Consider the following 15,283-nt stretch of genomic DNA (forward strand, 5'->3'; position numbering starts at 1 on the left):
AGGGCCTTTATAAGGCCCTTTTTTCGTGCTCTGAACATCCGTGTTTCTTGTCTGCTATTCAGTTACCTACTACTCTTTGTTCAGCCTGTGATAGTGCGCAAACAACTGATCGCAGTCCTCACGCTTCTCCACCTTGATCATGTTCAAAGCACTCTGATCCTTACCGGAAAAATAGTCACGTAGATGCTTGTCCGAAAAACCGTGCTCATGCGCATCCTCCGCAGTGGAGCAGTAATGAACAACCTTGATCCCGGACCAAATGATGGCACCTACGCACATCGGGCAAGGCTCGCATGTCGCGTAAATTTCGCAGCCTGTCAGGTCCATCGTACCGAGCGTCTTGCATGCTTCACGAATGGCTACCATCTCGGCGTGCTGGGACGGGTCCATATCTGCCAACATGCGATTGCTGCATACGGCGATGATTTCGTCCCCTTTCACGACAGCCGCTCCAAAAGGTCCGCCGAGCTTGTTGTTCATGCCTTCCAGCGTTTTTTCCACTGCCAGCTTCATGTAATCCATAGACTTGCATCCTCCCTTAAGAGGCCTTTATTTTACGATGTGTGTCCCTGCTTTGTTCGTAATCGCATCCTTTAAGCTCTCCGGGTTCGTAATGATCACGCTTGACCCGTTTTTCTCCAAAAAGCTCAGGCTTGCCTCAATTTTTGGCAGCATGCTGCCTTTTGCGAAATGCTCTTCACGAACGTATTGCTTCGTTTCCTCTACCGTGATGCGTTCCAGCGCCTTTTGATTCGGCTTGCCGAAGTTAATGCATACCTGCGGAACCCCTGTCGTAATGATCAAGGTCTGTGCATCGATTTGTTCTGCCAGCAAGCTGGTGGCAAAATCTTTGTCGATGACAGCATCAATCCCATCGTACGTATTTTCGCCCGATTTCACAACCGGAATACCCCCGCCGCCAACAGCGACTACCACATATCCCGCTTCGATCAACGATCTGATTGCGTCTTTTTCCACGATGTCGATTGGCTTAGGGGATGGAACCACTCTTCTGTAGCCGCGACCGGAATCCTCGATAAATACCCAGTCCGGATGCTCTTTGCGCATCTCTTCCGCTTGCTCCAGCGTGAAGAAGGAGCCGACTGGCTTCGTTGGATTTTGGAAGTTCGGATCATCCTTGCTGACTTCTACCTGTGTGATGACGCTGGCAACCTTTTTGTTGATTCCTCTTTTGGCAAATTCGTTGGTGAGTGCCTGCTGGATTTGATAGCCGATTCCGCCCTGCGTATCCGCCACGCAATTGACCAGCGGGATCGTAGGCATCCCGGACACTTCATTGGCGATTTCGCATCGTTGCAAAGCAAATCCAACCTGCGGTCCGTTGCCGTGAGTCACGACAACGTTGTACCCTTCCTGCACCATATCTGCTATATTTACTGCGGTTTCACATACGGCTTCATATTGGTCTTGAATCGTGTTGCGACCATTATCCTTAACTAATGAGTTGCCGCCGATAGCAACAATAACGAGTTTTTCCACTGGGCACTTCTCCCTTTGTTAAGATGCTTTTGCAGCTGTTTCACTCTGCGTGATCGTACTGGGTTTGTTCCATTTATAGCACAGCGCATATAAGACGCCGGATATGATCGTCCCGCTAAGGAATGCTGACTTGCTGATGTTTGCCAATAGTGGCACATTTGGCAGGAAAGAGCCGGATAGCGTAATCAAGAAGCTGACGATCAATACGCCGCATGCCACCATATTAAAGCCGTTTTTGTATTCTCCGTTTTCACCCGGTTTTACGTAGATCGCAGATAAATCTAGCCTTCTTTTTCTTTCAATGAAGAAACTGACTAGCATGATCCCCGTAATTGGGCCGTACATGGAGCCGATAAAGCTATAGAACATATACAGCGCGGCCGTACCATTTACCAGCTTCCAAGGTAAAATGACAGTCCCCAATACAGCTGTCAAGATAGCTGCTGATTTCACTGTAAACATTTTCGGAAGAAGCGCTGTCATTTGCAGTCCAGATGGAAGCAAATTTCCAAACACAACATAGCTCGTCGAACCTATATTCAGTGCCAGCAACAAGATAATGACGGCAACAGGATTCCCAATTTGATCAATGGCAACGACGACATTAAAGTCTTTGATGCCAAACGCGATTTGTGTTCCAACCAACAATCCTACACACGTAATTCCAAACAAGATGTAGGATGCAATCATTCCAAGCGGCAGACCAATCATCGGAGCTTTCGGGTGTTTTGCCCTTTGCGTAAGGTCTGCGATATTGACAATCGGGCCACCCCAGTTCGATACCAATGCACTTACACATGCGATAAATACAAGCCAATTCTCCATCGGTTTGGCAGGAGCATAAGCAAAGATTGGACCAAATCCGCCAGCAACGCTGATCGCCCAAATCGCTGCACCTACGATGAAAATATAGATGATCGGTGAAGACCATTTACTAAACAGACTGAGAATTTTCATTCCACCTAAAAACAATCCAACTGTAATGATCCACAGGATCACAAAAGAAAGCATGGTCGGGAAATCTAATCCGAGAAAATCAAAGCCTGGAACCATATCCATGTAGCCAGGGAATATTTTTGCAAAAATGACATTAAAGGATTGTGCGCCAATAATTGTTTTTGTCCCAAAAAACACTACCCCAGCGATGAGCCCACGACATATAGCAGGGATGATCGAGCCTTTTACACCAAAGGAGCTGCGCAACAGCATCGAATAGCCAATCCCGTACTTTGTTCCTGCATAGCCATTCAACACATAGCCCGCCGAAACAATCAAGGCAGCAATCATGACTGCCCACAAGACTTGCGGAACGGATAATCCGAGGACAAAGAATCCGGCTACCGTCATGTACGACATGAGATTATGCACAGCGCCCATCCACACGGTTACGTAGTTAAAGGTGCCCCAATCTCGATTTTCGGAAGTCTTTGGCAAAATATCGTCCGCGTATCCATAGGACTTGAATTCTTCATATGATTCCTTTACGTTTGCCTGTCCCATGTTCATTCACCTTCCTCTTTCGACCCAGCTTTCGCAACCTTCTTTTGCTGCGAAAGCTGAATCACCTAGGATGAAAAGCTATTGGCTAATCGTTTCCGTCACTGCGAGCAATGCCTTTTCAAAAGCTTCCATTGGCGGATAGGTAATACCCGCACCGATCATGCCGATACCTGCGTCTTTATGCGCGATAGCGGTGTTGATAATCGGCAGGATGCCCGTTTGGATCACCTGACGAATATCGATGCCTGTTGCGACACCTTGGAAGTCTAAGAGTGGAATCGTTACGTTTGGATTTTCTGCTGTCGTGATTTCTTTCATCGTGGTGGAGAAGCCGATCGCTTCTTCAACCGTTCCGCCTACGAGTGCAACAATCGCTGGAGCTGCCGCCATCGCGAAGCCACCAATCCCGTATGTTTCGGTGATCGCACTGTCCCCGATATCCAAGCCGGAATCCTCTGGCTTGTAGCCTGCAAACATCGGACCGATTACCTTTTGAGCTGGCCCAGTAAACCAGGTGTTGCCAGCCATACCGCTTACACGGATACCGAACTCAACGCCATTACGCGCCATCGTGGTAACAATCGTGCTATTCTCGATGCCGTGCGCTGCGTCAAGTGCGCATTTGCACAGAGCCATCCATGTCGGGCCAGAGAAGTAATCGCTGCTTGCGACGAAGTCGAATACTTCGCGCTTCTGTTCTTTTGTGAAATCTGTCTCCAAAATGTACGGAGTCAGCGCTTGAATCAACAGGCTCGTACCTGCGTTGTTGCGGTTGTGGCATTCGTCACCCATGTGCAGCGCTTGCGCCAGCATGAGACGAAGATCGATTTCGCCAGCGATTTTCATTGCATCACGCAGCATTGGTCCCAATACATCGCGCATCCAGTTCAGGCGGGCGATAACAGTTTCATCGTTGGCACCCATGCGCAAAATTTTAGCCATTTGCTCACTCAGGTTGGTGTAAGCGACGTTGCCATACGTTTTGTTTTTGACTACATGCATGAACATCGAAGCGGATGTCACACCTGCCATGGAGCCTACGCAGTTGTGTTCGTGGCATGGAGAGAACGTAATTGCGCCAGAAGCAGCTACCTGTTCAGCTTCCTCGATGTCTTTTGCCAAGCCTTCGAATACGATTGCTCCGGTTACAGCACCTTTCATTGAGCCGCACATTTTGTCCCAAGTGATCGGCGGACCTGCGTGCAGAATCGTGGTTTTGGTCATGCCTGGTACCACATTGATCGCTTGGTCGAAGCCTACGAGCATCGGCTGGGAGTTGATGATACGTTCTACCGCCAGCTTGTTTGCCGCAGCGATTTTCTCAGCGACAGATGCGTTTTCCAGTCTGTCGAGAGCGTTGATCAGCTCAGGCTTTCCACCGCCTGGTGGCTTCCAATCCAGATGAGACGCATTCGCATTTTGCTTGATGATATCGTCTTTGAAAAACTCGATCCCTACGTTGATCGCATGAATTTTCCCGTTAAACAGCTCGTTGATTTTGCTCATGATTATTCCCCTTTCGCAACAAATTCTCTAGCCAGAAGACCTGCGTTCGTACTGCTGCTCGCAATCGTTACACCCGCATCCATGAGCTTCTTCACTTGCTCATCAAAGTTCGGTGTATCGAGGTCTGTACCCAGCACGTAGCCCAGGATTTCCAGGTGTCTGCCTTCCTTGGCAGCATTCGCTTTTGCTTCCAGGATCGCTGGCAGCATCACGCCGACAGGATCTTCGTGGGAACCGAAGCCCAAGATGAAGTCCATCAGAATGACGCCGACGGAAGGATCTTTTGCTTCTTCCAAAAATCTCGCGATGCGCGTGGAAGGATCGATCATTGGGTGCGGCTTGCCATTTGTAAAGTCGTCATCGCCCATGTCGAGGAAAGTGTGAGCCTTGCTCTCATGGATGTTTTTCAGCTTGTAGTCTGCTTTCTTTTGAATGTTGCTATATACGTCTTCATACTTGTCCATCGCGAGGTACATGGCTTCGTCGCACAGCGTACCGCCGCAGAACAGCCCGCGAACGTATTTTTGTTCCGGTGTCAGCTTTGCCCGCACTTCTTCAATCAGCGGCCAGTTGAGTGCTCGCTTGTTAAGCTCGTCCTCGTTGGCACCAGCGAGCACTACTGCTTTGATGGCTGCTTCCTTGCTCGTCTTGGCAAAATGTCCGCCTGCTTCCAGAACTGGCGTTTCTTCTCCACCAATGAAATACACAACGACAGGTTTTTTGCAGCTTTTCACTTGCGCCAACACTTTTTCCTGTACACTTGCTGCTGGTGGCTTGGAAATGAGTACGATGACCTTTGTCGCCTCATCCTCTTCCAGTGCTTTGATTCCATCGAGCATCATGATGCCGCCGACTTGCTCGGATAGGTCGCGACCGCCTGTACCGATCAGCTGCGTGATACCGCCGCCGAAGTCGTGAATACGCACGCTCACCTCTTGGCTGCCTGTACCAGACGCACCTACGATCCCGATGTTGCCTTTTCTCACCGCGTTTCCAAAGCACAGCGCCACATTGCCGATAATCGCAGTACCGCAGTCAGGCCCCATCATCAAGAGACCTTTTTCATGCGCGAATTGCTTGAGGGCGATTTCTTCCTCGATGCTCACGTTATCGCTGAACAGCATGACATGCAGATCGTTTTCCAATGCTTTTCTCGCTTCTCTCGCTGCGAATGCACCGTTTACCGAGATGACAGCCAGGTTTGCCTCTGGAATGCTGGCTGCCGCAGAATCAATCGTGGAGTATTTGATCTCTGTTGTCGATTTGCTGCCGCCTTTTTTCTTGAACAGCTCTTCGATGGCGATGAGAGCACTCTCGCACAGCTCGTCTGTCGCTGCCTTCACCACGATCATCAAGTCGCTCGTTTTTGCTGCTTCCAGCTCAGGTGTGAGCAAACCGACGTTTTTCAATACCTCTTTATTCATGTCGGTTCCCATCGCGATAACCGCTTGTTCGACACCTTCAATTTGATTCGCTTTTGTAGAGAGAGACATCAGGGATACCGAGTCAAAATACGTGCTTTGCTTGATTACGACTTTGGTAGACATACATTACCTCCAGCTTCTAGATTTCGTTCCAAACCACATAGGATGCCAAACAGGATATCCGTACCCGACGACGAGCCGATCCTGATGATTTTGTCTAAAGCAGGGACAAGCTCTTCCAAGGAGCCGGATATCATGCATGAAAGCAGGTCATTTAGCGACTCTCTTACTTGTCCATGTGCTGCTTTTTTCAGCGTGATCGCACTGATTTCGTTCGTTAATGCTTGGGACGAACGGACGATTTCATCGAAAAATGGGCATGACAAACAAGAGGAAATGTTTTGCATTTTGTATACACTGCACAATCCCACTAAAAAATCGTCACCCGATGGTGTTAACCCCGGCCCCAGTCCGATAAGACTTATCGCATGCTGAGTAGCTGACTCTATGCGTTTGTTCGCCAGATCGTCGGAAAGCATACCGGCACGCTGGATCAGCATACGGGACATCTCTTTCTCAAACGGACTGGCAGGTTGGGAGGACATCTTCATGCCCCCCGTCTTGCCGTATTCATCTACATAGTTTTTCGTGAACGCCACATTTCGGCGCAATACTTCTACGGCTTCTATGTCACAAGGATAGGAAGGAAGGACCCCTTCCCACTTTGCTGCTTGCTGAATCCATATTCGCAAATCCGCTCCGATAACGAGCGTGCCATCTTCCGTAATGACCGGAGTATTAACGGGCAGCCCCAGCTCTGAAAAGCCTTTTACATCAATGATGAGCGTGTTCGGTGCATTGTCTAGCTGATGGTTGCCAATGGTGTACAATTCCCCGTTTTCGCTGCATTTCAGATTGATCGTGCGCTCAAAAGTACTGTGTACGGTCCCGCTAAAGTTTGCTCGTGCCAAACGCTCAAGGAAACCAGCATCGCCAGACAACGCCTGGATGTACATGGGACGCTTTACTTTGCTCCTGCTTCCAGCAAGATGTTTTCGATCTCGGTGTAGCCTTTTCTTCTCGCAAGCTCAAGCGGTGTTACGCCGTATTTATCTACCATGTGCACATTGCAGCCATGCTCAATCAACAGCTTGATGATCGTTTGTTGCTTTTCACCGCCATCACCTAAGATGATCGCTTCGATGAGTGGTGTCCAGCCCACAAAGTTCGTATGGTTTACATTGATGTCAGTCGTCGTTACGAGCTCACGTACGATGTCCACATGACCTTTTTCAGACGCTGGGGTAATCCCTACGCCACCAAAACGAGTCAACAGCTCCAGGTTTGTTCCTGCCTTGATCATCATTTTGACGAGCTCCAGCTTGCCGTTGATGCAACCGAACAAGAACGGGTTGAAGCATGTCTCATCCTGCAAATCTACATCTGCACCTGCTTCTACCAAAAACGATACCGCTTCCAATTTGTCGTTCATCGCAGCAGTCAGAATCGCTGTACGCTTTTGTCTGTTTCTTGCGTTAATATCTACGCCCTGCTCCAGATGCTTTTTCAGTGCTTCGATATTCCCCTCAGCCGCTGCCTCGAGAAATGCTTGTACTACGCTTTTGTCTGTCATAGTAAGCCCTCCATGATCTCGTGATTGAACACCCCGCCAAGATTGGCTCGGTGCTTGCTCTTTTAAAAAACAATTAGACAAGCACCACGTACTTACATCATTATTTTAGACAGGGTGGATGGAATCGTCATTGTGTATGGAAACTAAAAAAATTGAGGTTCACTTGTGCACATTGCACAATTACAGGAATCCCTTTGTGGCAAAGGAGTGAACAAGGTGCTGACCATCAAAGATTTGCTTACCATTCAATCCATAGACGGCATCAAAATCATCGCAGGAGAGCAAGGCATTAACAACGTCATCTCCATCGTCAATATCATGGAGAACCCGGATGCTTTTGACTGGCTGTCTTCTAATGAATTACTGCTCTCCACCGGATATATTTTCAAGGACAATCCCGAGCTGCAAAATACAATCATCAAGGAATTGGCGGAGATCAACTGCTCCGGGCTCTGCATTAAGATGCATCGCTATTTCGATCAAATCCCGCAAAACATGATTGATCATGCCAACAAGTATGGACTGCCGCTCTTGGCCCTGCCTTTTGAATACACGCTGTCGAAAGTGATTGCCATTATTAACGAAAAAGCCTCCGGGCGCTACGATTTGTTGAATCGCAAAACATTGGACATGCATAACGCCCTGTTTCGCATTGCGCTGGAAGGTGGCGGACTGGATCGCATCGCCTCCGAGCTGTCTGAGACGATCAACAACCCGATCCTTATACTGGACCAGGACTGGCATCTGCTTCATTACACGGAAATCTGGCACAATCCGATTCCGCTTGACTCCTGCCTGACCTTAAGCAAAAACAGACCTGTTTTTACCCGTGACTTCACGGAGTCCGTTCCGCGAAATATTAGCCAGATCAAAAAGTCGATCAAGCGTATCTACCATGCGAAGGATTATGAAGTTAAATGCAGGATTCTACCCGTTGCTGTAGCCAACCACATCTATGGATACATCGTCGTCTGGCAAACCGTTTGGGAGCTTACCGAATTTGACTACATCGTGTTGGAGCAGGCATCCACGATCGTGGCGCTGGAGCGGATCAAGGCGAGGGAAATCGAGGAAGTGAAGCTGAAGATCAGGCAAGACTTTTTCGATGACTTGCTCACAGGTAAAATTACGTCCTCTGACTCGCTGCAAACCTTGTGTGATTTGCACGGACTGCAAGCGAGCTACATGTATTTTTGTATGGTCATGAATATCGAGCCGATTGAACTGGAAAATTTGGAGGATATCATCGATCGCAAATACGAGCTGGATCGAATCGCCAAAAAATGTGTTGACCTCGTCTATGACAATTCGAGTAAAGCTCCTGGGGAAATCACCTGCTTTTATCGGAACAATCGAATCATTATCCTCATCGGACAAAATGAGCAAAAACCCGTGGTATCTGCAAGTGAAGCCAAGCAATTCGCGAATGAGCTGTACAGCGCTCTCGTGGATAAAATCAAGAAAACCTTGTTCTTTATTGGGGTCGGACGTCAGTATAAAAACATCGCTTCTCTCCACAAGAGCTTTACCGAAGCACATGAAGCGATCCGCCTGATGCAAAAGTTCAACAGCAAGGGCGACGTCTCTCATTTCGATGATTACTCCGTCTATCATTTCCTGGGCTCCAACATTAAGGACATTGAATTGGAAGACTTCTTTTTGAAGCGTCTGGGGAAGCTGTACGAGCATGATCAAGAGTTCGGTACGAGCCTCATGGTGACCTTGGACAATTACTTTCTGTACAATCAAAACGTCAGTGAAGCGGCCAAAGCGATGTTCATTCACCGCAATACGTTTATTTACCGGATCGAGAAGATCAAGGAGATTTTGAACATGGATTTGAAAAACTCGGAGGAACTACTGCAAATCCAGCTGGCGCTCAAGATCGGCAAGCTTTTGCATAAGGAGTAAAGCTCGAAAGAGCTTGGTCATCAGGCTGTAGTGGTCGGGAGGAAGGCGTGCCACATGTTTTCCAGTCGCCTTTTTCCTCACTTTGTTCGGGCGGTCTCCTTCCAAACATGTGACACACCTTCCCGTACAGCTGTTTGGGTAGCTCGTTTTGAAACTACTCGTAAGAGTAGGGGCTTGCCGAAGATTTCGCTCGAATACAAAAAGAGCCTCTTTAAAGAGGCTCTTTTCTCTTATTTGCTACTGTTTAGTTATGAATATATTTTTCAAAGACTTTACCAAAATCTTTGACGACATACTTGTATCGGATGTCCTCCAGCCAATCGAAGGTGTATTGGTTGATGGACTTGAATTGTGAAGCTACGTCTGCTTGTTGTCCAGTTACGCGACTCAGTGTGCTTTGGGCGACCTGGAGGCTTTCTTTTGCATGTTGGAGCGTAAGTTCGTTATCGTGCATAGTCGAGGCGATCTTCACAAGTGCTTTGTAGAGGTCTTTTAATTCCTCCAAATGCTTTTTGTTTACATCGATCGAGTAGTGCTCATTGCCCATCGTGAACTTGATTTCCACATCCAAATCGACAGTTCCGGCTGTTTCCAGATACACGTTAGAGATCGGGTGTGTGTGGTAGGAATAGCGGCGCAGCATGCGTTTTTTGCTGGTGGCACTCGTTCCATCCAGATGCACTAGTCCCAGATTGGTGAAGCAATATTCGTCGGACTTTGATTTGATCAAAAAATAGATTTTCTCATGGTCCTCATGCATGATGTAATCATCAGCGTCCACCTTGTCGTAATCCGCTGGTTTTACCACGATTCCTACATTGCTCAAGCCGAGCGCGTCTGCTGCAAGCTTTCCAAACATGAATGAAACAACTCCCCTCGATATGTACGGTGTAACCTTTACCATTTATACGTGCGTGGGGAGGCTTAGTTGCAAAGTGCTTCACTCTTTTTTGAAGATGCTTTTCAGTTGTTCAGCAGGGTTCCAACCTTCTTGAGGATGTCATTTTACAGCCAGGTCGTCTTTTCTTCCGCTGCTACCCGACTGGTCTCCGGAGCATCTGCCTCGGGATAGCCAATGAACAGTGTGCCCACGACCTTTTTATTTTCAGGCGATCCGAGGAATTGCAGCAACCGCTCGTCGCGAACCAAGCCGACTCCTCTCGTGCGCCAAACCATGCCCAGTCCCAGTTCCTTTGCTGCCAGCCACATGGAATGAATCGCGCAGCAAACCGCGTATTCATTATCTTCTGAGGATGCTTCATCCCCTGGGATCACATCAGCGGTGGCAACAATGACGAGCGGTGTTTTTTCCAGAACAGCCAAGGAATCCTGCACGAGATTCGGCTTGGTCGGAAAACGCTCCAGCAAAAATTCCTTCGCGATTTCCTCGAACCGCAGCTTCGCTTCTCCTCTGATCACGTAAAAATGCCACGGTTGACGCAAGCGGTCGTTCGGAGCTAGCACTGCGCAATCTAGCAACGCTTGGATTTTTTCGGTTTCTACTTCTTTTGGAATATAGTTACGCACGGCTCTTCTGCTTTTGAGTGCCTCTAGTACGGACATGCTGGTTCCTCCTCGGTTGTACCATTTTCTTACGAATCCCAATCATTATAACGTATAGGTATCCATCAACGGGAATGAATCGCCAAATGTGCTTGGTGTTCGTCTTCTTTTGCCACGTAGATGTCGTATTGCTTATGATCTTCTTGGGGTAACATTCCCATGTCTACCCCTAAATGACGAACTGCATGAGAATGAATGCGTGTGCGAAAACGAATGCCATGAGCACTTAGCTTGTTTACCACGTGTATGTATCCTTCATGACCAAACGCAGTATGGATCAAGCACTTGTACTTGGAAAAAAGGGTGAGAAAAAAATCCATCATCCGCTCCACTCCCCTTCTTTTTTGTAGTATATTCCAATTATTGCGGAAAAGAGAGGGGCATTCTACTATGAATCGAAAGAAAGTGTTCACGGGTTCGCCTTGGGAACCTGTCGTGGGCTATTGCCGCGCAATTCGAGTCGGAGACCGTATTGAAGTGGCTGGCACTACTGCCATGAAGGACGGGGAAGTCGTTGGTTTAGACGATGCCTATGAACAAACGCGGTTCATCCTAGAGACGATTGAAAAAGCATTGCGAGAACTAGATGCTGATTTGTCTCATGTGGTAAGAACGCGGATGTTTGTAACAGATATCAGCAAGTGGGAAGAGATCGGAAAAGCACATGGAGAGTTTTTCCGCGAGATTCAGCCAGTCGCTACGATGGTTGAGGTCAAGGCATTGATTGACCCTCGCCTGCTCGTTGAAATTGAAGTGGAAGCCATTATTTAGCATACTGGTTAGTTGGAAGCGGACCGACGACTTTTCCTGTCGATCCGCTTTTTGCTTTTTCTACGATTGTGTGAGCTCCTCAGGGATATCAAGACCTGCCTTCTCTGCTTCTTCGAGGTGATGTTTCGCCAGAAGCTCGTCCACATATTGAGCTTCATTCCGGTAAATTCTTGCCAGCTCGATATGTGCATGCGGGTAATCTCTTTCCAAAGCAGCATGAAAATAAGTGATGGCGGCGTCGATATTTTTGGCTGTACCATACCCATTACTGTAGAAAATCCCCAAATTATAGGCACTGAAATCGCTGCCTGCTTCGTAATCCTGCTGATAATAATGCAGCGCCTTTTCGTAATTCCCTTTTGAATCATGCAAATAGCCAAGCCATTCAAAGACTGGAGAGCCTAATACCTCTCCCTGTTCATAATGCCAGAGGGCTTTGTCCAAATCTTGTGGCACCAGCTCCCCCTCATAATAGGTGGCGCCAAGATTGTTGTGAGCCAGCGCATGACCGTGTTCTGCCGCCTTGCCCATCCAGTACATAGCCTGATCGGCATCAGGCTCCGTGCCTATCCCGTGTCGATAGCAACAGCCTAATCCATTCATAGCATGGTGGTTGCCTGCCGCAGCCCCTAATCCATACCAGTAAAAAGCTTTATCAGCATCCTCGAAGCCTTCCAGACTGTAATACATATGGGCAAGGTTGTTCATGGAGGGGTCATAGCCCTTTTTAGCCGCAAGCGTATCGTACAGAATGGCTTTCTCATAATCACCTGCTTCATACGCTTCCATGCCCAGGTTGTACAACGTTTCTACCGGCGTGTACTGATCTACGCTGTCACCATCGGATTGCTCCCCTTTGGCATAGGCCAGCAGTCGCTTGCGAACCTCGTCATCAAAATAATAGCTGTAATAACGATCGCAGGCTTCCTCCAGCACGAGCGTTTTATCTGCCCTCGACATGCCGTACTCGCTTACTAAATAAACGTCGTGACCCTTGAAGGCATAAGCAAAACCCTCGACCAGTGGCTTTTTCACCACCAGATCGAATTCGAAATCACTCCATCGCTTTTCCGGCGATAAGGCAATGCTCCATAATCCATTTCTCTTCAAAGCATACGCATCCTGATGCAGCCAAAAAATGTTCTCATAATCGTCTAAGGGGAATAACCACGCTGGTTGATCGGCAGCTCCATGAAAAACACCTAGCTTTCCATCTTTTTTCGCCAGCACCTGATCGCACTGCCCAGCCTCCGTATACACCTCTAAATCAATCAGTTCATCATATTCGTACGGCAGCAAAAGACTCTCCTGCTGCTTACCATAAGCGGCGTACTTCTTCCCCTTGCGCAGAACGAGCAGATTCGGAAAATGGGTTTGGCGATTCAGTTTATCGAAGCCGGATGCGCCGACAGTGCCGTCTTTTTTGTACAAGGTGCTATGATTTGTATCCTTGTGTGGTTTGACAAGGATTAACCCTTCGTCGATCTGTTCCACCGCCGCCAGAGGAAATTCCCCGACGTATTTCCAATATTCGTTAAAGATTTTCCGATTCTTCCTGCCTTTGACCGCTGTATGGTAAAAGCCGTCTCCGCACTTGAAAGCTTCTTCATGCTCAAAATCTATCGTTACAGAACCAGCTTCGTCTAGTACGCCCCACTTTCCGTCTTTCTTTGCCGTATAAAATCCTTGGTAATCGAGCGGTTCCAATTCTTCATAGTGGGTCGGGAAAATCGTTTTCCCTTCCAGATTGATCAGACCATATCGATCGTTTCGTTTGACAATGGCACCAGCAGAGCCGTATTCAAAATCGTAGGCATCCTCCCACTCCAATGGAATGACGATTCTCCCGGATTTATGTACATAGCCGTATTTGCCATCTCGGGCAACCACGGCGAGATCTTCGGAAGCGAAATCATAAAAGGCATCGAACTGAGGGGCGAGCACTACGTTTCCCTCTGCGTCTTTGAGACCAAGCAAGCCAGCTTCCTCAAAAATCTCCACGTCAGGTTGTTCTTCATAAGGCCGCCAGATGTGTCCCCAGCCGTATTGGTAGTCCTCATAATTGAGCAGCTCGGCAAAAGAACGGAAGCCCGGGTTCACATCCAACAATTCGGAGTAGTTCAGCAGTGAGATGTCATCGTTGTCCATTGCCTTAGTCATGATCTCATTGTTATGGGCTATATTGGCGCGCAAGTTTTCCGCCTGCTCGTCATGAGGGATGTCATCCATATTGAATACGTCCCAGGCATCGATGTGAAAATACGGAAGTGTTCGTTTTTCCAGATAGCTCAGAAGCTGATTTCTCGCTTCCGAAAATCCTTCTTTGTTACCGATTAACCCTTCCTGCCTCTCCAGGAAATCGTAGAATCGCTTCATGTTTGCGATGCCTGTCTGCGCGTCGTAATAGAGTCCGGAATTGTCTGGCTCGGTATGGTTGTTGTAATTATTTCCGGCGATTGAACCACCTTCTATGAAGAGCGGCTGCAAGAGTAGGGGAACCTCATAGCCCCATTCCACCATCATCGTGTCGTTGTCTTGCGCTTGAGAAGGCTCACTGACGTTATATACATAGACTCTGTGTGACATGTCTTCTCTCCCTTTGATTTCCAATTGCACTTGATCCCATTGTAAGCAAATCTAGCAGAGCAAAACAATCCGACTGATGGGCTATCCAAATGAAAAAAGCTGACTAGCAAAAATCATGCTGGTCAGCCCTTTCTACTTTTTAGCTACAGATCAATGAGAGGGATACTTCCACCCGCACTAATCGGCTCGATTGCCTTGCCCGCCGACCGCACCAAAGTAAAATACTCATAGCAGCCAATGACACCGAAGTCCCCATCGATCACACCCGGATAAGCGCGATTCACGGAATACTCCTGACTTAAGTGAGCCTTCAGCGCCTCTCCTTTTTGTATCCGATAGCCCGAAATATCGACCTTGCCTGTAATCGGAACCGCTGGCTTTGGACCATGATCCGGGCAATGATCGTAGTAGTGTGGGATCGAAACATAGTATAGATCAGGGTATTCTGACGGGGTCATGCTCGCTTCCGCTTGTTTGACGGCTCGTGTCGTTGCCTCGCACGTGACGATATGATCGGGATGGCCCGTTACTCCGTCCGGCGGAAACGTAACGACGACATTCGGCTTCCATTCCTCGATCGCTTCCCGAATCTTACCCACCAGCTCATCCAGATCGGCATTTTGCAAGGAACCATCCGGGTACCGAAACAAGTCGAGACGACTGATTCCCAGCACTTCCGCCGCTGTTTTCAGCTCTAGTTCTCGATGTTTTGCCAGCTTTTCTCTACAATCGATATCGAATGGACCGCTGCGCCCTTTGCAGCCGGAGGTAATGCACAAATAACACGTTTCGTGCCCAGCGTCCTTGCACTTTGCCAACGTTCCCCCGCAGGCAAAAGACTCATCATCCGGATGGGGGAAAACGACCATTACTTTTTTCATTTCTGACA

14 protein-coding genes are annotated in these 15,283 nt (G+C 48.2%); 2 read left to right on the forward strand and 12 right to left on the reverse strand.

What is annotated here, in order from left to right; genetic code table 11:
• Positions 1–69: 69 nt before the first annotated feature.
• From HPY31_RS27320 to HPY31_RS27350, 7 genes are all read right to left on the reverse strand, one after another.
• On the reverse strand, positions 70–522 hold the full coding sequence (locus tag HPY31_RS27320; RefSeq protein ID WP_172143162.1) for a nucleoside deaminase: 453 nt from the start codon (positions 520–522) through the stop codon (positions 70–72).
• A 27-nt stretch (positions 523–549) separates the two neighbouring features.
• Positions 550–1,500 (reverse strand): carbamate kinase, encoded by a 951-nt coding sequence (gene arcC, locus HPY31_RS27325; RefSeq protein WP_172143163.1) that lies wholly within the window; start codon positions 1,498–1,500, stop codon positions 550–552.
• An 18-nt stretch (positions 1,501–1,518) separates the two neighbouring features.
• Complete coding sequence (locus HPY31_RS27330) at positions 1,519–3,000, reverse strand: cytosine permease (protein ID WP_172143207.1); 1,482 nt, start codon at positions 2,998–3,000, stop codon at positions 1,519–1,521.
• Between the two features lie 78 nt (positions 3,001–3,078).
• The gene (locus HPY31_RS27335) at positions 3,079–4,506 is read right to left on the reverse strand and encodes a YlbE family protein (protein WP_172143164.1); all 1,428 of its coding nucleotides are present in this window, start codon (positions 4,504–4,506) and stop codon (positions 3,079–3,081) included.
• Between the two features lie 2 nt (positions 4,507–4,508).
• Positions 4,509–6,053 (reverse strand): acyl-CoA synthetase FdrA, encoded by a 1,545-nt coding sequence (gene fdrA, locus HPY31_RS27340; RefSeq protein WP_172143165.1) that lies wholly within the window; start codon positions 6,051–6,053, stop codon positions 4,509–4,511.
• On the reverse strand, positions 6,035–6,946 hold the full coding sequence (locus tag HPY31_RS27345; RefSeq protein ID WP_172143166.1) for an oxamate carbamoyltransferase subunit AllH family protein: 912 nt from the start codon (positions 6,944–6,946) through the stop codon (positions 6,035–6,037). The genes fdrA and HPY31_RS27345 overlap by 19 nt, the downstream gene beginning before the upstream one ends.
• An 8-nt stretch (positions 6,947–6,954) precedes the next feature.
• A complete protein-coding gene (locus HPY31_RS27350; RefSeq protein WP_064202704.1) occupies positions 6,955–7,563 on the reverse strand; it encodes an ankyrin repeat domain-containing protein in 609 nt (202 codons plus the stop codon).
• 216 nt (positions 7,564–7,779) lie between these two features.
• Here HPY31_RS27350 and HPY31_RS27355 point away from each other — a divergent pair, with 216 nt between their 5' ends.
• Entirely contained in the window at positions 7,780–9,474 is a 1,695-nt protein-coding gene (locus HPY31_RS27355; RefSeq protein WP_172143167.1) for a PucR family transcriptional regulator, read from the forward strand.
• Between the two features lie 244 nt (positions 9,475–9,718).
• On the opposite strand, the gene HPY31_RS27360 is transcribed toward HPY31_RS27355, so the two are convergent.
• The 3 genes from HPY31_RS27360 to HPY31_RS27370 all read right to left on the reverse strand — a co-directional run bounded on the left by HPY31_RS27360 (position 9,719) and on the right by HPY31_RS27370 (position 11,360).
• The gene (locus HPY31_RS27360; RefSeq protein ID WP_172143168.1) at positions 9,719–10,333 is read right to left on the reverse strand and encodes a PH domain-containing protein; all 615 of its coding nucleotides are present in this window, start codon (positions 10,331–10,333) and stop codon (positions 9,719–9,721) included.
• 146 nt (positions 10,334–10,479) lie between these two features.
• Positions 10,480–11,037 (reverse strand): nitroreductase family protein, encoded by a 558-nt coding sequence (locus tag HPY31_RS27365; protein WP_064202701.1) that lies wholly within the window; start codon positions 11,035–11,037, stop codon positions 10,480–10,482.
• Between the two features lie 65 nt (positions 11,038–11,102).
• Positions 11,103–11,360 carry a hypothetical protein gene (locus HPY31_RS27370; RefSeq protein WP_253901972.1) on the reverse strand — a complete coding sequence of 86 codons (258 nt, stop codon included), beginning with the start codon at positions 11,358–11,360 and terminating at the stop codon, positions 11,103–11,105.
• 67 nt (positions 11,361–11,427) lie between these two features.
• Between HPY31_RS27370 and HPY31_RS27375 the strand changes: the two genes are divergently transcribed.
• Positions 11,428–11,808, forward strand: coding sequence for a RidA family protein (locus HPY31_RS27375; RefSeq protein WP_172143169.1), 381 nt, complete (start codon positions 11,428–11,430; stop codon positions 11,806–11,808).
• 60 nt (positions 11,809–11,868) lie between these two features.
• Here HPY31_RS27375 and HPY31_RS27380 read toward each other — a convergent pair whose 3' ends face one another.
• Together HPY31_RS27380 and HPY31_RS27385 are read right to left on the reverse strand one after the other, a co-directional pair.
• Positions 11,869–14,394, reverse strand: coding sequence for an SEL1-like repeat protein (locus HPY31_RS27380; RefSeq protein WP_172143170.1), 2,526 nt, complete (start codon positions 14,392–14,394; stop codon positions 11,869–11,871).
• A gap of 143 nt (positions 14,395–14,537) precedes the next feature.
• A complete protein-coding gene (locus HPY31_RS27385; protein ID WP_172143209.1) occupies positions 14,538–15,275 on the reverse strand; it encodes a PIG-L deacetylase family protein in 738 nt (245 codons plus the stop codon).
• Positions 15,276–15,283 lie beyond the last annotated feature (8 nt).

Origin of the sequence: Brevibacillus sp. HB1.3 (genome assembly GCF_013186635.1) — a bacterium.
Lineage (GTDB): Bacteria > Bacillota > Bacilli > Brevibacillales > Brevibacillaceae > Brevibacillus > Brevibacillus brevis_D.